Annotated in this window: 20 protein-coding genes; 12 read left to right on the forward strand and 8 right to left on the reverse strand. The window is 62.6% G+C overall.

The features are described from left to right. Positions 1-56: 56 nt before the first annotated feature. The 8 genes from AC07UR_RS16355 to AC07UR_RS16390 all read left to right on the forward strand — a co-directional run bounded on the left by AC07UR_RS16355 (position 57) and on the right by AC07UR_RS16390 (position 8,802). Positions 57-1,367, forward strand: a complete 1,311-nt coding sequence (locus AC07UR_RS16355) for an ABC transporter substrate-binding protein (RefSeq protein ID WP_173423921.1) — start codon at positions 57-59, stop codon at positions 1,365-1,367. A gap of 138 nt (positions 1,368-1,505) precedes the next feature. After that, positions 1,506-2,378, forward strand: coding sequence for a carbohydrate ABC transporter permease (locus AC07UR_RS16360; protein ID WP_173423922.1), 873 nt, complete (start codon positions 1,506-1,508; stop codon positions 2,376-2,378). A 5-nt stretch (positions 2,379-2,383) separates the two neighbouring features. Then, entirely contained in the window at positions 2,384-3,214 is an 831-nt protein-coding gene (locus AC07UR_RS16365) for a carbohydrate ABC transporter permease (protein WP_209791061.1), read from the forward strand. Positions 3,215-3,225: 11 nt separating this feature from the next. Beyond that, on the forward strand, positions 3,226-4,227 hold the full coding sequence (locus AC07UR_RS16370) for an ABC transporter ATP-binding protein (RefSeq protein ID WP_209791060.1): 1,002 nt from the start codon (positions 3,226-3,228) through the stop codon (positions 4,225-4,227). Then, entirely contained in the window at positions 4,224-4,997 is a 774-nt protein-coding gene (locus tag AC07UR_RS16375) for an L-iditol 2-dehydrogenase (RefSeq protein WP_209791059.1), read from the forward strand. Before AC07UR_RS16370 ends, AC07UR_RS16375 begins: the two co-directional genes overlap by 4 nt. Before the next feature lie 40 nt (positions 4,998-5,037). After that, the gene (locus AC07UR_RS16380; RefSeq protein WP_209791058.1) at positions 5,038-6,522 is read left to right on the forward strand and encodes a mannitol dehydrogenase family protein; all 1,485 of its coding nucleotides are present in this window, start codon (positions 5,038-5,040) and stop codon (positions 6,520-6,522) included. A gap of 6 nt (positions 6,523-6,528) precedes the next feature. Then, positions 6,529-7,197, forward strand: a complete 669-nt coding sequence (locus AC07UR_RS16385; protein ID WP_209791057.1) for an HAD family hydrolase — start codon at positions 6,529-6,531, stop codon at positions 7,195-7,197. A gap of 21 nt (positions 7,198-7,218) precedes the next feature. Continuing rightward, positions 7,219-8,802 carry an FGGY-family carbohydrate kinase gene (locus AC07UR_RS16390; protein ID WP_209791056.1) on the forward strand — a complete coding sequence of 528 codons (1,584 nt, stop codon included), beginning with the start codon at positions 7,219-7,221 and terminating at the stop codon, positions 8,800-8,802. Positions 8,803-9,102: 300 nt separating this feature from the next. On the opposite strand, the gene AC07UR_RS16395 is transcribed toward AC07UR_RS16390, so the two are convergent. Next, complete coding sequence (locus AC07UR_RS16395) at positions 9,103-9,897, reverse strand: response regulator (protein WP_209791055.1); 795 nt, start codon at positions 9,895-9,897, stop codon at positions 9,103-9,105. A gap of 133 nt (positions 9,898-10,030) precedes the next feature. Between AC07UR_RS16395 and AC07UR_RS16400 the strand changes: the two genes are divergently transcribed. The 3 genes from AC07UR_RS16400 to AC07UR_RS16410 all read left to right on the forward strand — a co-directional run bounded on the left by AC07UR_RS16400 (position 10,031) and on the right by AC07UR_RS16410 (position 12,443). Then, positions 10,031-10,225 carry a NepR family anti-sigma factor gene (locus AC07UR_RS16400; RefSeq protein ID WP_077503294.1) on the forward strand — a complete coding sequence of 65 codons (195 nt, stop codon included), beginning with the start codon at positions 10,031-10,033 and terminating at the stop codon, positions 10,223-10,225. An 8-nt stretch (positions 10,226-10,233) separates the two neighbouring features. Next, positions 10,234-10,788, forward strand: a complete 555-nt coding sequence (locus AC07UR_RS16405) for an RNA polymerase sigma factor (RefSeq protein ID WP_077503295.1) — start codon at positions 10,234-10,236, stop codon at positions 10,786-10,788. Between the two features lie 146 nt (positions 10,789-10,934). Further along, positions 10,935-12,443: a sensor histidine kinase gene (locus AC07UR_RS16410; protein WP_209791054.1), complete on the forward strand. Its 1,509-nt coding sequence runs from the start codon at positions 10,935-10,937 to the stop codon at positions 12,441-12,443. Here the strand turns inward: AC07UR_RS16410 and AC07UR_RS16415 are convergent. The 7 genes from AC07UR_RS16415 to hemP all read right to left on the reverse strand — a co-directional run bounded on the left by AC07UR_RS16415 (position 12,440) and on the right by hemP (position 17,651). Then, positions 12,440-12,862, reverse strand: coding sequence for a hypothetical protein (locus AC07UR_RS16415; protein WP_209791053.1), 423 nt, complete (start codon positions 12,860-12,862; stop codon positions 12,440-12,442). The two genes, AC07UR_RS16410 and AC07UR_RS16415, sit on opposite strands and share 4 nt — an antisense overlap. A gap of 82 nt (positions 12,863-12,944) precedes the next feature. Beyond that, positions 12,945-13,313 (reverse strand): ElaB/YgaM/YqjD family protein, encoded by a 369-nt coding sequence (locus AC07UR_RS16420; RefSeq protein ID WP_209791052.1) that lies wholly within the window; start codon positions 13,311-13,313, stop codon positions 12,945-12,947. Positions 13,314-13,478: 165 nt separating this feature from the next. Further along, positions 13,479-14,270, reverse strand: coding sequence for a heme ABC transporter ATP-binding protein (locus tag AC07UR_RS16425; RefSeq protein WP_209791051.1), 792 nt, complete (start codon positions 14,268-14,270; stop codon positions 13,479-13,481). 9 nt (positions 14,271-14,279) lie between these two features. Continuing rightward, positions 14,280-15,404, reverse strand: a complete 1,125-nt coding sequence (locus AC07UR_RS16430) for a FecCD family ABC transporter permease (RefSeq protein WP_209791050.1) — start codon at positions 15,402-15,404, stop codon at positions 14,280-14,282. After that, positions 15,391-16,341: a heme/hemin ABC transporter substrate-binding protein gene (locus AC07UR_RS16435; RefSeq protein ID WP_209791049.1), complete on the reverse strand. Its 951-nt coding sequence runs from the start codon at positions 16,339-16,341 to the stop codon at positions 15,391-15,393. The genes AC07UR_RS16430 and AC07UR_RS16435 overlap by 14 nt, the downstream gene beginning before the upstream one ends. 10 nt (positions 16,342-16,351) lie before the next feature. Further along, positions 16,352-17,413: a hemin-degrading factor gene (locus AC07UR_RS16440; RefSeq protein WP_209791048.1), complete on the reverse strand. Its 1,062-nt coding sequence runs from the start codon at positions 17,411-17,413 to the stop codon at positions 16,352-16,354. 10 nt (positions 17,414-17,423) lie between these two features. Then, positions 17,424-17,651 carry a hemin uptake protein HemP gene (gene hemP / locus AC07UR_RS16445; protein WP_210264675.1) on the reverse strand — a complete coding sequence of 76 codons (228 nt, stop codon included), beginning with the start codon at positions 17,649-17,651 and terminating at the stop codon, positions 17,424-17,426. A 164-nt stretch (positions 17,652-17,815) separates the two neighbouring features. On the opposite strand from hemP, the gene AC07UR_RS16450 reads away from it, so the two are divergent. Continuing rightward, the gene (locus AC07UR_RS16450; protein ID WP_209791047.1) at positions 17,816-18,253 is read left to right on the forward strand and encodes a hypothetical protein; all 438 of its coding nucleotides are present in this window, start codon (positions 17,816-17,818) and stop codon (positions 18,251-18,253) included. The last annotated feature ends 1 nt before the right edge of the window (position 18,254 follow it).

Raw genomic sequence — 18,254 nt, forward strand, 5'->3', positions numbered from 1 at the left:
AGTGAGTAATTGCCCATGAGCGAGGCAAATGCTCAATTTCTTCTGGGAGGAAGTCGATGAATTTGAGAACTTTCCTGCTGGGCACATGCTCGGCAGTCGCACTGTCAGGTCTGGCCCAAGCAGAAACGCTGACCATTGCGACCGTGAACAACGGCGACATGATCCGGATGCAGAAGCTGACGGATGATTTCACGTCCAAGAATCCGGACATTACGCTCGAGTGGGTAACGCTCGAGGAAAACGTGCTGCGCCAGCGCGTGACGACGGATATCGCCACCAAGGGCGGCCAGTACGACATCATGACCATCGGCACCTACGAAGTGCCGATCTGGGCCAAGCAGGGCTGGCTGCTGCCGCTCGACAATCTCGGCGCCGACTATGATGTCGACGATCTGTTGCCGGCGATCCGCTCGGGCCTGACCATCGACGGCAAGCTCTATGCCGCACCGTTTTACGGCGAAAGCTCGATGGTGATGTACCGCAAGGACCTGTTCGAGAAGGCTGGGCTGACCATGCCCGACGCGCCGACCTGGGACTTTATCGCTGAGGCAGCCCGCAAGATCACCGACAAGAACAACGAAGTCTACGGCATCTGCCTGCGCGGCAAGGCGGGCTGGGGCGAGAACATGGCGTTCCTGACGGCAACCGCGAACGCCTTCGGCGCGCGCTGGTTCGACGAGAACTGGAAGCCGCAATTCGACCAGCCGGAATGGAAGAACGCGCTCGACTTTTACGTCAAGCTGATGAATGACGCCGGACCGCCCGGTGCATCCTCGAACGGCTTCAACGAAAACCTGTCGCTGTTCCAGACCGGCAAGTGCGGCATGTGGATCGATGCGACGGTTGCGGCCTCGTTCGTGACCAATCCGAAGGAATCGACGGTGGCTGACAAGGTGGGCTTTGCGCTTGCGCCTGACACCGGTCTTGGCAAACGCGGCAACTGGCTCTGGGCCTGGAACCTCGCCATTCCCGCCGGTTCGCAGAAGGTGGCAGCGGCCGAAAAGTTCATCGCCTGGGCAACGGGCAAGGACTATCTGAAGCTGGTTGCCGACAAGGAAGGCTGGGCCAACGTTCCCCCGGGCACGCGCACCTCGCTCTACGCAAACCCTGAGTACCAGAAGGCAGCGCCGTTTGCGAAGATGACGCTCGATTCGATCAATGCCGCCGATCCGAAGAACCCGGCCGTCAAGCCGGTGCCCTATGTCGGCGTGCAGTTCGTGGCGATCCCCGAATTCCAGGGTCTCGGCACGGCGGTCGGCCAGCAGTTCTCGGCGGCCCTTGCCGGTCAGATGAGCGTCGACGACGCGCTTGCCAGCGCCCAGACACTGACCGAACGCGAAATGACCAAGGCCGGTTACATCAAATAGCGCTCCCAAGGGCCCGGGGTGCCGGCCGCAAATGGCTGGCGCCCCGGTAATTTCCCTCAAGTCAGGCCTGCGCGGGATCACGCGCCGGCCCGACCCGATCTCGAAACAGCGTTGAATTCCGTCATTTGGGGGGACGCCATGGCGACCTTGCACACCCGCTCCGCCGCGCGTCTGATGATCGCGCCCTCGGTGCTTCTGCTTCTGGCCTGGATGATCGTTCCGCTGGCCATGACGATCTATTTCTCGTTCCTGCGCTACAATCTCCTGATGCCGGGAATGGAAGAGTTCGCGGGCTTCTCGAACTACAAGTACTTCCTCACCGATCCGGCCTTCTTCCACGCGATCTTCAACACACTCGCCATCGTGCTCGGCGTGCTGTTCATCACCGTCGTCGGCGGCATCGCGCTGGCGCTGCTGCTGGACCAGCCGATGTTCGGGCAGGGGATCGTGCGCATCCTGGTGATCGCGCCGTTCCTGATCATGCCGACCGTCGCGGCACTGGTGTGGAAGAACATGTTCATGAACCCGGTCAACGGGCTGTTCGCCTGGGTGGCCAAGCTCTTCGGACTGCAGCCCTTCGACTTTCTCGCCAACGCACCGTTGATGTCGGTGATCCTCATCGTCGCCTGGCAGTGGCTGCCCTTTGCGACACTGATCCTTTTGACGGCGCTGCAATCGCTCGACGAAGAGCAGAAGGAAGCAGCCCAGATGGACGGCGCCAGCGCCTGGAGCCGCTTCATCTATCTCGTGCTGCCGCATCTCTCCCGCGCCATCACCGTGGTCATCCTGATCCAGACGATCTTCCTGCTCTCGGTCTTTGCGGAAATCCTGGTGACGACCAATGGCGGCCCGGGCACACAGAGCACCAATCTGACCTTCCTCGTCTATGCGCAGGCCTTGCTGCAGTTCGACGTGGGCGGCGCATCCGCCGGCGGCATCATCGCCGTCATCCTCGCCAACATCGTCGCATTCTTCCTGATGCGCATGATCGGCAAGACGCTGGAGGCTTGAGACCCATGGCACGCAACGTCTCCACCCGAAGAAAGATCATCGTTACCGTCGTCGCCTGGACGATCGGCATCCTGATCTTCTTCCCGATCCTCTGGACGTTCCTGACGAGCTTCAAGACCGAGGCAGAGGCGATCGCCTCGCCGCCGTCACTGTTCTTCTTCGACTGGACGACGGAGAACTACCATGAGGTGCAGAGCCGATCGAATTACTTCCTGCACTTCATGAACTCCGTCGTCGTCTCCTTCGGCTCGACGCTGATCGGCCTGATCATCGCCATTCCGTCTGCCTGGGCGATGGCGTTCTCGCCGACCAAGCGCACCAAGGACGTGTTGATGTGGATGCTCTCCACCAAGATGATGCCGTCGGTCGGCGTATTGGTGCCGATGTATCTGTTGTTCCGCAACACCGGCCTGCTCGATACCCGCACCGGCCTCGTCATCGTGCTGACGCTGATCAACCTGCCGATCATCATCTGGATGCTCTACACCTATTTCAAGGAAATCCCCGGCGAGATCCTGGAAGCGGCACGCATGGACGGTGCTTCTCTGTCGAAGGAGATCATCTATGTGCTGACGCCGATGGCGATCCCCGGCATCGCCTCGACACTGCTGCTCAACATCATCCTTGCCTGGAACGAGGCGTTCTGGACGCTCAACCTCAGTGCCGCGAAGGCGGCGCCGCTGACGGCTTTCATCGCCTCATACTCAAGCCCCGAGGGCCTGTTCTACGCCAAGCTTTCGGCGGCCTCGACCATGGCGATCGCCCCCATCCTCATACTCGGCTGGTTCTCGCAGAAACAGCTCGTGCGCGGCCTCACCTTCGGCGCGGTCAAATAAGGGATACGACAATGGGAAACATAACGCTCAGAAACGTCTCGAAGGTCTTCGGCGCCCATGCCGTCATCCCGTCGATCGACCTCAACATCAACGACGGCGAGTTCGTCGTCTTCGTCGGCCCGTCGGGCTGCGGGAAGTCCACGCTCTTGCGGCTGATCGCCGGGCTTGAAGATGTGAGCGATGGCGAGATCGTCATCGACGGCAAGAACGCCACCGAGCTACCACCCGCACAACGCGGCCTGTCGATGGTGTTCCAGTCATACGCGCTCTATCCGCATATGAGCGTGCGCTCGAATATCGGGTTTCCGTTGAAAATGGCGAACGAGGACAAGGCCGTCATCGACAAGAAAGTGGCCGATGCTGCGCGCGTTCTCAATCTCACCGACTACCTCGACCGCAAACCGCGGCAGCTCTCGGGCGGTCAGCGCCAGCGCGTCGCCATCGGCCGGGCGATCGTGCGTCAGCCGAAGGCGTTCCTGTTCGACGAGCCGCTTTCGAACCTCGACGCTGCCTTGCGCGTCAACATGCGGCTGGAAATCAGCCAACTGCACCAGGACCTGAAGACGACGATGGTCTACGTCACCCACGATCAGGTGGAGGCCATGACCATGGCCGACAAGATCGTGGTGCTCAATCGCGGCCGCATCGAACAGGTCGGCTCGCCGCTCGATCTCTATCACAAGCCCGACAATCTCTTCGTCGCCGGCTTTATCGGTTCGCCGCGCATGAACTTCGTCTCCGGTGCGCCGGCCACTGCCTATCAGGCGCACACAATGGGCATCCGGCCGGAGCATCTGGTGCTGTCCAAGGAAAGCGGCACCTGGGGCGGCACGGTCGGGGTTGCCGAGCACCTGGGCTCGGACACGTTCCTGCATGTCAACGTCGACAATATCGGAACGATGACGGCGCGGGTCGGCGGTGATTTCGCTGTCACTCACGGTGATCGCGTGTTCCTGACGCCTGACGCCCAGCGCGTCCACAGGTTCGACGACAAGGGGTTGGCAGTTCGATGAAACGTCTTCACGGGAAAAGCGCGCTGATCACCGGGTCTGCGCGGGGTATCGGTCGCGCTTTTGCCGAAGCCTATGTGCGCGAAGGCGCCCGGGTGGCGATTGCCGACATCAACATGGCGCGGGCGCGTGAGACGGCCGCGGAGATCGGACCGAGCGCCTATGCTGTCGAAATGGACGTGACGCAGCAGGGCTCGATCGACGCGGCGATAGCATCGGTCGTTACCGAGGCCGGCGGTCTCGACATACTCGTCAACAATGCCGCGCTCTTCGATCTCGCACCGATCGTCGAAATCACCCGCGAAAGTTATGACCGGCTGTTTTCGATCAATGTGTCGGGAACGCTGTTTGCGATGCAGGCGGCCGCCAAACAGATGATCGCCCAGGGCAGGGGCGGCAAGATCATCAACATGGCAAGCCAGGCAGGGCGTCGCGGCGAGGCACTGGTCGCGGTCTATTGCGCGACCAAGGCGGCGGTCATCAGCCTGACCCAGTCGGCCGGGCTCGACCTGATCAAGCATCGCATCAACGTCAACGCCATCGCTCCGGGCGTGGTCGACGGCGAACACTGGGACGGCGTCGACGCGCTGTTTGCCAAATACGAGAACCGCCCACGCGGCGAGAAGAAGCGGCTCGTGGGTGCCGAAGTGCCCTACGGGCGCATGGGAACGGCCGAGGATCTCACGGGCATGGCGATTTTTCTCGCGTCAGCCGAGAGCGACTACGTGGTGTCGCAGACCTACAACGTCGATGGCGGCAACTGGATGAGCTGAGGTCCGTCTCTCAGACGATGCCTTCAAAAGGAACGGGATCATGACGACCAAACTTTCTCTTGCCGCGCTCGATGCGGTCAAGGCCAAGGCCGGTGTGCCGAGCTACGATCGTGCCGATCTCAAAGCCGGCATCGTGCATTTCGGTGTCGGCAACTTTCACCGCGCCCATCAGGCCGTCTATCTCGACGATCTCTTCAATGCCGGACACGACCATGACTGGGCGATCGTCGGGGCCGGTGTCTTGCCGTCCGACGAACAGATGCGGGCAAAGCTTGCGGCGCAGGATTTCCTGACAACGGTGGTCGAGCAGGACAACAACCGCACCGGTGCCCATGTGACCGGCGCGATGATCGATTACCTGAAGCCCGGGGATGTCGCGGGCATCGTCGCCACGCTTGCCGATCCGGCGATCCGCATCGTTTCGCTGACGATCACCGAAGGCGGCTACTTCATCGACCCAGCCTCTGGCGTCTTCAACCCGACCCATCCTGATATTGTCGAAGATGCGCAGAAACCGGCTTCTCCGAAGACGGTCTTCGGCCTTGTCGTCGCCGGCCTGAAGGCCCGCCGGGACAGGCATATCCCGCCGTTCACCGTCATGTCCTGCGACAACATTCCGGGCAATGGCGAAGTAACGCATGCGGCGGTCTCGGGCCTCGCGCGGCTCTTCGACCCTGATTTCGCAGACTGGATCGATGCCAATGTCGCCTTTCCGAACGGCATGGTGGATCGCATCACGCCGGCCACCGGCGCACGCGAAATCGGCATCGTGGCGACCGAGTACGAGATCGAGGACGCCTGGCCGGTGTTCTGCGAAGAGTTCAAGCAATGGGTGCTGGAAGATCATTTTCCGCAGGGGCGTCCGGCACTCGAAAAGGTCGGGGTACAATTCGTGCCTGATGTCGCGCCTTACGAGCACATGAAGATCCGCATCCTCAATGGCGGCCACGCGGCGATCGCTTACCCGGCCGCCTTGCTCGACATTCATTTTGTGCACGAGGCGATGGAGGAGCCGCTGATCCGTGCCTTCCTCGCCAAACTTGAGCGCGACGAGATCATTCCCGTCATTCCGCCGGTGCCGAACACTGATCTCGGCGATTACTACAAGCTGATCGAGACCCGCTTTTCCAATCCGAAGATCGGCGACACGATCCCGCGGCTGGCGCAGGATGGCTCCAACCGGCAACCGAAATTCATCCTGCCCTCGGCGTCCGACCGGTTGGCACGCGGCGAAGACGTCGTCGGTCTGGCGCTGGTCTCGGCACTCTGGTGCCGCTACTTCGCCGGCACCACCGACAGCGGCAAGGCGATCGTCTTCAACGACCAGAACGCCGATCGGCTTCAGGCGGCGGCGCTGGCCGCCAAAGAGGATCCGATGGCTTTTCTGGCATTGTCGGACATCTTCGGCGAAGTCGCGCGAGCCGATCTTTTCCGCAAGCGCTTCCACCAAGCATTGAAAACCCTTTGGGAAAAGGGTACGCGCGCTACGCTCCAGCTTTATCTGGACGGCAAGCTTGGGGAGTAGGGTATCATGGCGGACGGCGCGTCCAGGCTGGTGATCTTCGATTGCGATGGCGTGCTGGTCGACAGCGAACCGATCTCGCTCGAAGTCCTGGTCGATGTGCTCTCGTCCGCTGGCGTATCGATGACGACGGAGGAGGCGACCGAACGGTTTCTCGGCCGCAGCCTCAAGAGCATGTCCGCCATCCTCCACGACGAGTACGGCCTGGCGACCGACGACGCCTTTCTCGATGACATGCGCACGCGGCTCTACCAGCGGTTCCGCTTGGAGCTGCAGCCGATCGCCGGCATCCGCCGTGCGGTCGAAGAGCTTGGCGTTGCCTGTTGCGTCGCCTCGTCCAGCCAGCCGGAACGCATCCGGCTATCGCTGACCGTCACCGGTCTGATCGATCTTTTCGAGCCGAACATCTTCTCTGCGACGATGGTCAAACATGGCAAGCCTGCGCCCGACCTGTTTCTGCTGGCGAGCCGGGAGATGGGCTATGCGCCCGAGGACTGTATCGTCGTCGAGGACAGTCCGGCCGGTATCGAGGCGGCGCATGCCGCCGGCATGCGGGCTTTCGCTTTCGCCGGTGGCGGGCATGCGCGCAACGACCGGCATAGGCAGACGCTGGCCGAGCTCAGCCCGGACGTGCTGTTTGACGACATGGGCGAATTGCTACAGTTTGTCCGCCAGTAACAGGGACGGGGACCTCCATTGATGCGTGAATTCGTCGTTGCGGTCGATGTCGGTACCGGCAGTGCCCGCGCGGGTATCTTCGACCGGGCCGGCAGGCTGCTGGCACGTGCCGACCTGCCGATCGCCATGAACCGGCCGGAGGAAAATCATGCCGAACATGATTCGGACGATATCTGGAGAGCCGTCTGCGGCTCGGTGAGGGCTGCCCGAGACAAGGCCGGCATCGCGGCAGAGGATATCGCTGCCATCGGTTTCGACGCGACGTGCTCGCTCGTCGTTCGCGACCGGGACGGGGTGCCGCTTTCCGTCAACCGGAAAGGCGAGGGCCGCTGGGACACGATCGTCTGGCTCGATCATCGGGCGCTTGAGGAAGCCGATTTCTGCACCGCAACCGGACATCCGGTTCTCGATTTCTCCGGCCGCGTCATGTCGCCGGAGATGGAAATGCCGAAGCTGATGTGGCTCAAGCGAAACTTGCCGGCCCAATGGGAGAAGGCGGGTTACTTCTTCGATCTTGCCGATTATCTCTCCTGGCGGGCGACGGGCAGTGCGGCACGCTCACGCTGCACATTGACGGCGAAATGGAACTATCTCGCCCATGAGAAACGCGGCTGGCAGGCGGACTATCTCGAACGCATCGGCCTTGAGGACCTGCTGACGCGAGGCGGATTGCCGGAGGAAACGCTGCCGGTCGGAAGCTCGGTCGGTGGCCTGTCGGCGGAAGCTGCAGCAGACCTTGGCCTGGATACCGGCTGCCAGGTAGCGCCGGGATTGATCGATGCCTATGCCGGCGCGCTCGGCGTTCTCGGCGGTTTTGTCGGAGAGCCGGAAAAACTCGAGCGGCAGCTGGCGCTGATCGCCGGAACATCGAGCTGCATCGTCGCCTTCTCCAAGGATATGAAGCCCGGCTTCGGCATGTGGGGACCCTATTTCGAGGCCGTGCTGCCCGGAGCCTGGCTGATCGAGGGTGGGCAATCGGCAACCGGCGCGCTGCTCGATCACATCGTGCGCATCCATGGCGGCGGACTGGAGCCGACGACCGAGACCCATGGCCGCATCATTGCGCGCGTCCAGGAACTGCGCGCCCTGCACGGAGCGCAATTTGCCGAGCGGCTGCACGTCCTGCCCGATTTTCACGGCAACCGCTCGCCGCTTGCCGATCCGCACGGCCTCGGTGTCATCAGCGGCCTGCCGTTCGATTCGTCGTTCGATGCGCTTTGCCGGCTTTACTGGCGCACCTGTGTCGCGATCGCGCTCGGCATCCGCCATATCCTGGAAACGATGCGTGAGGTCGGCTATGAGCTCGATACGCTTCACGTCACCGGCGGCCATGTTCGCAACGCCCTTCTGATGGAGCTTTACTGCGACGTCACGGGGTGCCGGGTCGTGGCACCGGATGCACCTGACGCCGTGCTTCTCGGCACGGCGATGGCGGCGGCCGTCGCCGGTCAGGTTCACGCCGATCTCGCGGCATCCGGCGTTGCCATGGCATCGGGCGGGCAGGAGCGATTGCCGAACGCTCAGATGCGCGACATCTACGATCGCGACTACCGCCGCTTCCTTGCGCTCTACCGCCATCGGGACGAACTCGACGCGCTTCAATAAAAATGATCGGCATACGCGAAACGCCGGGAACCTTTGCTTGCGTCACGCATTTTATCTGCAGACCGGACGGTGGCGCGCATCGCCCCCAATGTGGCGCCGGAGGTAATCCGCCGGTTTACAACTCACACTCCCCGTGTGAGTTGAACAATGTCAGCCAGTGCCTTCCCTCGGCACTGGCTGTTTTGTTTTCAGCCCTCGGATCGCCCAGTGGATCGCCGGGTGGGCCGCTTGAACAGGCAGCACGCAGACATACAAAAGCCGGCGACCGAAGCCGCCGGCGATAAAGCGTTGCGTCGATGGTTAGGCTGCGGCCTTGGTCGACTCGTTGAAGAACAGCGCCTGGCTGATCAGAGCCTTGACCATATCGGGGTTGAACGGCTTGGTGACCAGGAAGGTCGGTTCCGGGCGTTCGCCGGTCAACAGGCGCTCGGGGAAGGCGGTGATGAAGATCACCGGAATCGCGCTGCTCTTGAGGATGTCGTTGACCGCGTCGATGCCCGAGCTGCCGTCGGCAAGCTGGATATCGGCAAGCACCATGCTCGGCCGGGTCTTCTTGTAAAGCGCGACCGCCTCGTCGCGGGTGCGGGCAATGCCGGTGACGCGGTGGCCGAGGCTCTCGACCATGTTCTCGATATCGATGGCGATCAGCGGCTCGTCCTCGATGATCATGATATCGGTCGCGACCTGGCGCGAGATTTCCTGCGAGGCGCGGTCGAGAAGCGCGCCGATCTTGTCGTCGCTGACGTCAAGGATTTCGCTGGCTTCTTCGGGGCGGAAACCTTCGACCGATACGAGAAGGAACGCCTGGCGAGCAAGCGGCGACACGTTCGCCAGGTTGACCGATGCGCGTTGCTCCCACGCAAAGGGCGAAATCGGTTCGGGAACCAGCACTGACGAGGAACCGAAGAGCGACGTATAGAGACGGAACAGCGAGACCCGGTCGTTGCTGGCCTCCGGGAAAATGGAGGTGTCGGCAATCAGGGCTTCGAGCACGGCGGCCACATAGGCGTCGCCGGATGTCTGCGAGCCGGTCAATGCGCGCGAGTAGCGGCGCAGATAAGGCAGCAGCGGCGCGATCCGTGTGGACAATGTCATGGGGAACTCCCTCGAGATATTAATTGCGGTGACGTCCGAAAACGTTCCACGCAAAAAAAAGTTCCGAGAGGGAACATTTCATTTTTCAGACGCGTTAAGGCGGTAATGAACACCACAAGGCGACAGATTGACAATGAAGTATAAAACAGGGGCGGGGCGCACTTCCGGTACGACCTCATGGACCGAAGACCCAAACGCACAGATCGCAGCCAAGCTGAAGGCGCTCTACCAGTCCGTTCAGGAAGAAGCGATACCCTCGCGTTTTCTAGATCTTCTGGAGAAACTCGATGCGGCCGAGCAGCAGTCGGTTCTGCAGGGTAGGGAGTGAGCGCCGGAATGTCGTCGGAAAAGAATGATTTCAAGCGAGAGATGCTCGCCGCCCTGCCGAGCCTTCGCGCTTTTGCCATGTCCCTCATCGGTCGCCATGATCGGGCGGATGATCTTGTCCAGGACACGATCATGAAGGCCTGGGCCAAGCAGGACCATTTCCAGATGGGGACGAACATGAAGGCCTGGCTGTTCACCATCCTGCGCAACGAACTCTATAGCCAGATGCGCAAGCGCGGACGAGAAGTCCAGGACAGCGACGGCCATTTCACCGAGTCGCTCGCCCACCATCCGGAACAGTATGGTTCGCTGGACCTGCAGGATTTCCGTCGGGCACTCGAAACACTGCCTCCGGATCAGCGCGAGGCGATCATTCTCGTCGGAGCGTCGGGTTTCTCCTACGAGGAAGCGGCGACGATCTGCGGTTGCGCGCTCGGCACCATCAAGAGCCGGGTCAATCGCGCCCGCCAGCGCCTTCAGGATATCCTCCAGGTTCAGGGAGAAAACGACTACGGTCCGGACGAAACGTCCGCTCCCATCACCTCTCGGGCATTCGTTTCCTGATTCGAAAGCTTTTTTGGCCGCCAGAGCGTTGCAAATCGAGAGCAGCCCTGCTTTCACTGGCGGCCTGAATGCCTCCGCATAGGAGCGCCGTGCGTCGATGGCAATTGGCGCCGGTGGCCGAGGCGGCAGTTTGGAGTTGAGGCCGGATGCGCGAAAAACGAGAAGAAAACACCGCCTCACCGGAGACATCGCTGCTCGACGCGCCCGAACGTCTGCGTGTGCTGCACGCGACAGTGCCGGATATGGCCGTCCCCGATACGGATTTCGACGGCATTACCGAAATCGCCGCCCGCCTCTTCGATGCGCCGATCGCGCTCGTCAGCCTGCTTGACCGCGAGTGGCAATGGTTCAAATCCGCTGTCGGCACGTCGGAGCCGCGGGCGTCATCGGAAGATTCGTTCTGCGTACACGCGGCCGCGGATTCCGGAGGCGCCGGCCTCGTCGTTCTCGACGCTTCAGCCGATCTGCGGTTCCGCAGCCGACCGCTTGTCGCCGGTGCGCCGTTCCTGCGCTTTTACGCCGGTGCGCCGATCATCCTCGATGGCCAGCCGGTCGGCACGGTCTGCGTGCTCGACGTTGCCGTGCGCGGCGAGGTTGCGCCGCATCTGATGGAACAGTTGCGCCGGCTTGCCGGCCTTGCCGCTGCCCTGTTCAAGCTTAAGGATGAAGCGCGTCGTCGTGCCATCAAGGAGGCCGCACTTTCGCGCGAGGAACAGCGTCACGCCATGGCGCTGGAGGCGGCCAACATTGGCAGCTGGCTCTGGGATGTCCGCTCCGGCGTGATCGCCGGCAACAGCGCCTTGATGCGCATGTTCGGATTGCCGACCGATCGTTCGTTCGGCGCAAGAGAAGTGTTCGGTGCCATCCATCCTGACGACCGCGGAGCCACCTTCGCCAAGCTTCGTCAGGCGATGAAGGCGGATGAGGAATATGACGGCATGTTCCGGATCGGCGACACCGGCCGGTGGCTGCTCGGCCGCGGGCGGGTGCATGATCGGGACGCCAAGGGAAACCCGCTGACCTTCATCGGCGTCACCATCGATGTTACCGACCAGCAGGCGTCGGTCCAGCGGACGCGGCTTTTGCTCAAGGAACTCAATCACCGGGTCAAGAATACCCTGGCGATGCTGCAGTCTCTCGCCCGCCAGACGCTGCGCCAGACCAGCGACCCGGCCGAATTCATGACCGCCTTTGCCGGTCGGCTTCAGGCGATCTCCGAGGCGCACGGGCTGTTATCGGATCACGAGTGGGGCACGATCCGGCTTGCGGACCTGATCTCCAAGCAATTGATGCCGCATGTCAGCGTCTATGCGGATCAGATCGAACTGCACAAGGATGAGGTGCTGCTTGGGCCGGATCAGGCGGTCGGCCTCGGGCTTGTGCTGCACGAATTGGCGACCAACGCGGTGAAGTACGGCTCGCTGTCGGTGCCGAATGGCAAGGTGGTGCTGACGGCGCGCAATGTCGTGGAGGAAGGCGAGGCGGTGTTGCACCTGACGTGGACTGAGGTCGGCGGACCGCCGGTGCGCGAACCGAAACGTCGAGGCTTCGGCTCCATCCTGATAGAGCGCAGCCTCGACAAGGTTCTCGGCAGTTCGGTGAAGGTGGAATACATGGCGGCCGGCGTGACCGCCCTGATCCGCGTGCCGCTCTAGGAATCCCTGCGTTTCTTGCCGGTGCCGAGCAGGGCGCCGATGGCCAGTGCGGTGCCGACAGCAACGAGCGGATTCTTGCGCAGAATGCTTGTCGCAGCCAGGATCGTCAAATTGGTCTTCACCATCGAACGCCGGCGGCGTTCTTCTGCCAGGCGCCTATCCCGGCCCTCCAGGGCAATCATGACGATGATCACGATAAGAGCCGTGAGAATGAGGGCTGCTGCAATCGACGCGGCGGCGATGACAGGTGAATAGGTGGCGCTGAGATAGAGCGCGACCGCGATCAGTGCGAAGACGTAGGCGGTGACGAGCAGCACGGCGACGACAGCGCAGAGCGCGGCGTTGCGCTTGAAACGGGATGCGGTGGCGCCGATATCGGCGGCCAGCAAGGCGGACAGGGCAGCCCCAAGTGGACCCATGCGCTTCTACTCCTGAAAGACGTCAAAACGGGTGGGACGCTTGCGGCGTTCCCACCCTGTTGCGTGGTGGCCTCACGCTCGTCTAGCGCCGCAGGAGGGCGGCTGCGACCAGGCCGATCAGCGCTGCTGTGCCGAGCGTTGCGAAGGGGTGCTCGCGGACCGCATTGCGCAGCTGTTTTTCCGTGCCGGCGTAACGGCTACGCAGGTCACCCAGCAATTCCTCGCCGGTTGCAAGCAGATCCTGAAGGCCGGCTTCGGCCTGTTCGCGCGCATCGTGCGCCTTGTTGCGCGCCTGTTTCGACGCATCGGCGCCGCGATCGGCAAGCAGTGCCGCCAGCGCTGCCATATCGCTTCGCAGTTCGCTGAGCTGATCTTCGATGGAAATGTCCGCGAGCGCACCGTTGCGCTTGCTCGACCGTGAACTGGAACCTGAGAAGAGGCCTGAAGCCATGATTGGTCTCCTTTTCGCTGCAACGCCGGCCAAGGTCGACCGGCGTGATCTGCTCGAACCGGCATGCGCGCTCATCACCGCGGCCGGCCTTTCACGGAGAACAACGCACGAGTGCGCAAATTGTTTCGATAAATCTTGAAGTTGGCGCGATTTGCAGAGAGGCGGTCAGAGCGTCGCCGTCTGCGGCAACACGAAGGGCACTCCGGCGGCCGGCATGGCGCTGACCTGCATGCGGCAACCGAACACCGCCTCCATCGTCTCGTCCGTTAGCACATCGCCTGGCGCACCGCTTGCCCGGATCACGCCAGACTTCATCATGATCATCCGGTCGGCGAACATCGCCGTCAGGTTGAGGTCATGCATGACGGCGATGACGCCGCCGCCCTGTTCACAAAACCGGCGCGCCAGCTGCATGATGGTCAGCTGATGGCGGATGTCGAGGCTCGAAACCGGCTCGTCGAGCAGCAGGTAACGGGGCTCACCATCGGCGACCGGGTTGGAAATCTGACAAAGGACGCGCGCCAGCTGCACGCGCTGCTGCTCGCCGCCGGAAAGCTCCTGATAGAAGCGGCCGGCAAAGCCGCCGAGATCGACAGATTCGAGCGCGTCGGCTGCAATGCGGTCATTGGCCTTGGCATCGGCGTTCGCACCCGCGGTCAGGCCCAAACGCACCACTTCGCGGACCGTGAAGGGAAACGAAATCACGGTCGATTGCGGCAGCACGCCGCGTTTCAGCGCAAGTTCCCAGGGTTTCAGGCCCTTGAGATTGCGGCCGTTGATGCTGACCGAACCGCTTTCCGGCGCCAATTCGCCGGAGATCGCCTTCAACGTCGTCGTCTTGCCGCAGCCGTTCGGCCCGACGATTGCGGTCAACGCCCCCGGTGCTGCCTCGAGCGAAATGCCGTGGATGACTTGGCGGCCGCCCAAACGGACAGAAAGGTTCGATACGGTGATCATGGTCTTGTCTCACAGCCCCATGGTCGTGCGACCGCGCAGCAGGATCCACAGGAAGAACGGTGCACCGATGAAGGCGGTGACGATGCCGATCGGCAGCTCGGCGGGTGACGCGATGGTGCGGGCGATCATGTCGGCCAGGATCAGCAAGGTTCCGCCGAGCAGCGCCGATGCCGGGATGAGATAGCGGTGATCCGGGCCGATGACCAGCCGCAGGAGATGCGGCACGACGATGCCGACAAAGCCGATGCCGCCGCTGACGGCGACCGACGCGCCCGTTGCCGCGGCAACGCTGACGATGGCGATGTTCTTCATGCGCTGCACTGGGATGCCCATATGGAAGGCGGCGGCTTCGCCGAGCGTAATCGCGTTGAGGCCGCGTGCCAGGAAGGGCGTGACGGCGAGCGACAGGAGAATGATGGGGGCAGCCGCGCCGATCTTCGTCCAATTGGCGCCGGCAAGCGAGCCTAGACCCCAGAAGGTGACATCGCGCAGTTGCTTGTCGTCGGCCATGAAGATCAGCACGCCGGTGAAGGCGCCGGTGAGCGCGCCGAGCGCGATTCCGGCGAGAAGCAGCGTCGCAACCGATGTCTGCCCGCCGCGCGTGGCAATCCGGTAGAGCAGGAGCGTGGTCACGAGGCCGCCGACGAAGGCAGCGATCGGCAGGGCGTAAAAACCAAAGAGCGCAAATAGCGGGCCGAACACCGCCGAACCGAGCACGATCAGGAGGACTGCGCCGAGGCTCGCGCCGGAGGAAACGCCGACGAGGCCGGGATCGGCCAGCGGGTTGCGAAACAGCCCTTGCATGACCACGCCGGAGACGGCGAGCGACGCACCGACGAGCATGCCGAGCACGGCGCGCGGCAGCCGGATGTCGAGAATGATGATGCGATCGCGAACGCTCAGGACCTGATCCGCCTCGCTTGCACCCAGGAGCCAGCGCACGACATTGGATAGCGACGCATCGGCGGCGCCGGTCATGATCGAGCTGATGAATGTTGCCGCTGCAAAGACGACGAGCAGCACAATGACGACGCCGGCCAGTCGTGCACGATTGCCGGACCGCCATTCGGCCCGGATATCGGCAGCAAAGGCGGTCAGGCGCATGCCGCGGTCCAATGCCTCACTGCGAGGCATTGGCCTTCTTCCCGTAGATTGCGGCATTGAGGTCGCGGATGGCGCTTGCCGTGCGCGGGCCGAAGCCGAGCAGATGCAGGCCGTCCATGCGGATCAGCGCCTGTGTCTTGGCGGCGGGCGTCAGGCTCAGCGACGGCAAGGCGAAAAGTTCGGCCGCCTTGGCGCTGTGCTCGCCGCCGCGATCCATCATCAGGATGACGTCGGGCTTGGCCTCGATGATCGCCTCGTCGGTCAGAGCCTTGTAGCCCGGAAACTGGCCGGCAGCATTGATCGCGCCCGAGAGCTCGATGATGCCGTTGGCAGCCGTGCCGGTGCCCGAAGCCATGATCTTGCCACCCTGGGTGCTGAGCACGAAAAGAACGCGCTTGCGCTCTCCTTCCGGGCGCTTGGCACCATCGGCAATCGCCGCAGCAAGGTCGGTTTCCACCGACTTTGCGAGCGCTTCGGCCTTGTCGGGCACATTGAGGAAGGTGCCGACCGAGCGGATCTTTGCGGGGATGCTGTCCTTGTCGAAGGTTTCCGGCACGCTGGTAAAGGCGATATTGGCCTCCTTCAGGATGGCAAGCGCTTCCGGCGGGCCGCTGCCTTCGACGGCGACGATCGCGGTCGGGTTAACCGCGATGATGCCTTCAGGGGCGAGCTGACGCATGTAGCCGACGTCGGGCAGCTTGTTTGCCGCTTCCGGATAGGTGCTGGTCGAGTCCCGGCCGACGAGGCGACCCTCCTCGCCAAGTGCGTAGATGATCTCGGTGATCGCGCCACCGACCGAAACGACGCGCGAGACGTCCGGCTTCTCGATGCTTTCCGCCATCGCCGGTCGGATGAACGACGGCGCCCCCGGCGCCACGGCGGGCAGCAGGAAAGGAGCGGAAACCGCGAAGGCGGCCAAAGCCAGCTCCCAGCGGCGAAGGCGGCGGAAGTCGAGACCCTTGATCATCACGCTGTCCTTAAGCTGCGACGGTGGTGTCGAGGCGCGCCAGGCCCTCGGCGATATCGCGCCACTCGGGGCGCTCGGCAAAACCTTCCTTACGCTTGCCGAAGAACTGGATGATCATCTCGCCCTTGGCGTCCAGCGCCTCGATCGAGGTGACGTGACCATCGGCAGTCGGCTTGCGCACGGCCCAAAGCTCGGCAATGTGGTCGGTGCGCAGGTGAAGGTGGAAGGTCGGATCCATGACGTTGAGCCAAGGGCCCATCGGGGCAATCTTGGCGATCGGGCCGGAATGGATCTGGATCATGCCGCGGTTGCCGACGAAGCACATGATCGGCAACTCGATCTCGGCGCTGGCGCGCATCATCGTTTCGACACTCGACGGGTCGAGGCGCCAGGCGAAGTCGTCGCCGATGTGCTGCAGGGCCTGGCGGCGGCCGATCTTCAGCTTGCGCAAGAGGCCATGGAACTGATGCGTGTCGGTCATCTTGGCCCAGCGGTCACGCAGTTCGGTAACGTCGACGACGTGTTCCGGCTTGTCGTCGCCAGCCGGCGTGCTGGTGTCGGCAACAAAGGTCTGCGCCTGGTCGTCGAGGCGGAAGTCTTCGACGATCTTGTCGTAGGCGGCGACGTTCGACGCCGGGCGCAGGTGCAGCTTGTGCACGGCATTGCCCCACTTGTCGAAGAACTGCAGGCTCTTGCGCGCTTCGCCGCTGTCGTCGGTCTTGGTCACGGCGAAGGCATGCGCCCAGGCGCTCGGGAAGACGCGCAGGTCGATCTGCTCGCCAAGAACGATGCTCGCCATCTCGCCCGTCGTGATTTTTTCAAAGACGCCGATCTTTTCGTGAACGGCGCTCTCGTTGCGGGTTAGCGCCATGACCTCGCCGAGCTCCTCGGCGCGCAGAAGGAAACGGTTGGCATCCGCGTCGATGCGCACCGCGGTCAAACCACATTCGGCGGCCACGAGCGCTGCTTCCGAAACGCCGAGCTGAGCCGCGATGTCGCGCTCGCGCATTTTCGGGTTCTCGGCGCGGTAGGCGCGGATTTCGGACGGGGTGGGACGGAGGCTCTCGGTCATTGTCATTCGCCTATTTGTTCAGGATCAGTTTGCCTTGGCGGGTGATCTTCATGCGGTAGATCGCGCCGTCGTGGGAAATGAGGATCTCGTTTTCGCCGCGAAACAGGTCGCGGCTTTCGACGACCCGCTGGACACGCTGCGCGGATGCCGCAGGTTGCGAAAGTCGCGCATAATCAGTGTCATCAGCTGTCACGGTTCGGTCGTCTCTAGATGGCGGGCCGCGGCGTTTTTCCCGCATTTCCTGCCGCGCAATTCGTTTACTATCTTGACTTCATTACTCATATTTCTTTATGGACGCAATACCGGATCGCCACACTCAAGTTAGATGCTTCACGCTTGTGGACAGATGGCGACGACTTCAACGCTCCGTGGCCCGGAGCGCCGTTCGCGAGTGGTATTAGAATGATGCACTTTTCCCGTATGATTGCTCCCGTGGCCCTCGCATTTGCGCTTGCAGCAGGTGGCGCTGCAGCACAGGAGGCGGCACTCGCCGGCGCGCTCAATATCGAGCTGAACGAGGTTGCGCCGTCGCAGAAAGGTTGCAAGCTCACTTTCGTTGCCGGCAACGCCTTCGCCCAGAGCCTGAGCAAGGTTTCCTTCGAATTCGTGATTTTCGATCAGAAGGGTCTGGTCGAGCGCATGGCGGTGCTCGATTTCCGCTACCTGCCTGCCGGCAAGACCAAGGTTCGCCAGTTCGATCTGCCCGGCACCAATTGCGAGGCGGTCAAGAGCCTGCTGATCAATGACGCACCTGCCTGCGTCGGCGAGGGCGTTCAGGGCGACGCTTGCATGAAGGCACTCAAGACCGGCTCGAAGTCGCCGGTCGAACTCAAGGGCTGAT

The organism is Ensifer sp. GW821-FHT05G01, from assembly GCF_059419585.1.

Bases quoted from the DNA above. Each gene is read 5' to 3' on its own strand.
- AC07UR_RS16355 (WP_173423921.1), top strand. From the start codon at position 57: ATGAATTTGAGAACTTTCCTGCTGGGCACATGCTCGGCAGTCGCACTG.
- AC07UR_RS16360 (WP_173423922.1), top strand. From the start codon at position 1,506: ATGGCGACCTTGCACACCCGCTCCGCCGCGCGTCTGATGATCGCGCCC.
- AC07UR_RS16365 (WP_209791061.1), top strand. From the start codon at position 2,384: ATGGCACGCAACGTCTCCACCCGAAGAAAGATCATCGTTACCGTCGTC.
- AC07UR_RS16370 (WP_209791060.1), top strand. From the start codon at position 3,226: ATGGGAAACATAACGCTCAGAAACGTCTCGAAGGTCTTCGGCGCCCAT.
- AC07UR_RS16375 (WP_209791059.1), top strand. From the start codon at position 4,224: ATGAAACGTCTTCACGGGAAAAGCGCGCTGATCACCGGGTCTGCGCGG.
- AC07UR_RS16380 (WP_209791058.1), top strand. From the start codon at position 5,038: ATGACGACCAAACTTTCTCTTGCCGCGCTCGATGCGGTCAAGGCCAAG.
- AC07UR_RS16385 (WP_209791057.1), top strand. From the start codon at position 6,529: ATGGCGGACGGCGCGTCCAGGCTGGTGATCTTCGATTGCGATGGCGTG.
- AC07UR_RS16390 (WP_209791056.1), top strand. From the start codon at position 7,219: ATGCGTGAATTCGTCGTTGCGGTCGATGTCGGTACCGGCAGTGCCCGC.
- AC07UR_RS16395 (WP_209791055.1), bottom strand. From the start codon at position 9,897: ATGACATTGTCCACACGGATCGCGCCGCTGCTGCCTTATCTGCGCCGC.
- AC07UR_RS16400 (WP_077503294.1), top strand. From the start codon at position 10,031: ATGAAGTATAAAACAGGGGCGGGGCGCACTTCCGGTACGACCTCATGG.
- AC07UR_RS16405 (WP_077503295.1), top strand. From the start codon at position 10,234: ATGTCGTCGGAAAAGAATGATTTCAAGCGAGAGATGCTCGCCGCCCTG.
- AC07UR_RS16410 (WP_209791054.1), top strand. From the start codon at position 10,935: ATGCGCGAAAAACGAGAAGAAAACACCGCCTCACCGGAGACATCGCTG.
- AC07UR_RS16415 (WP_209791053.1), bottom strand. From the start codon at position 12,862: ATGGGTCCACTTGGGGCTGCCCTGTCCGCCTTGCTGGCCGCCGATATC.
- AC07UR_RS16420 (WP_209791052.1), bottom strand. From the start codon at position 13,313: ATGGCTTCAGGCCTCTTCTCAGGTTCCAGTTCACGGTCGAGCAAGCGC.
- AC07UR_RS16425 (WP_209791051.1), bottom strand. From the start codon at position 14,270: ATGATCACCGTATCGAACCTTTCTGTCCGTTTGGGCGGCCGCCAAGTC.
- AC07UR_RS16430 (WP_209791050.1), bottom strand. From the start codon at position 15,404: ATGCCTCGCAGTGAGGCATTGGACCGCGGCATGCGCCTGACCGCCTTT.
- AC07UR_RS16435 (WP_209791049.1), bottom strand. From the start codon at position 16,341: ATGATCAAGGGTCTCGACTTCCGCCGCCTTCGCCGCTGGGAGCTGGCT.
- AC07UR_RS16440 (WP_209791048.1), bottom strand. From the start codon at position 17,413: ATGACCGAGAGCCTCCGTCCCACCCCGTCCGAAATCCGCGCCTACCGC.
- hemP (WP_210264675.1), bottom strand. From the start codon at position 17,651: ATGCGGGAAAAACGCCGCGGCCCGCCATCTAGAGACGACCGAACCGTG.
- AC07UR_RS16450 (WP_209791047.1), top strand. From the start codon at position 17,816: ATGATGCACTTTTCCCGTATGATTGCTCCCGTGGCCCTCGCATTTGCG.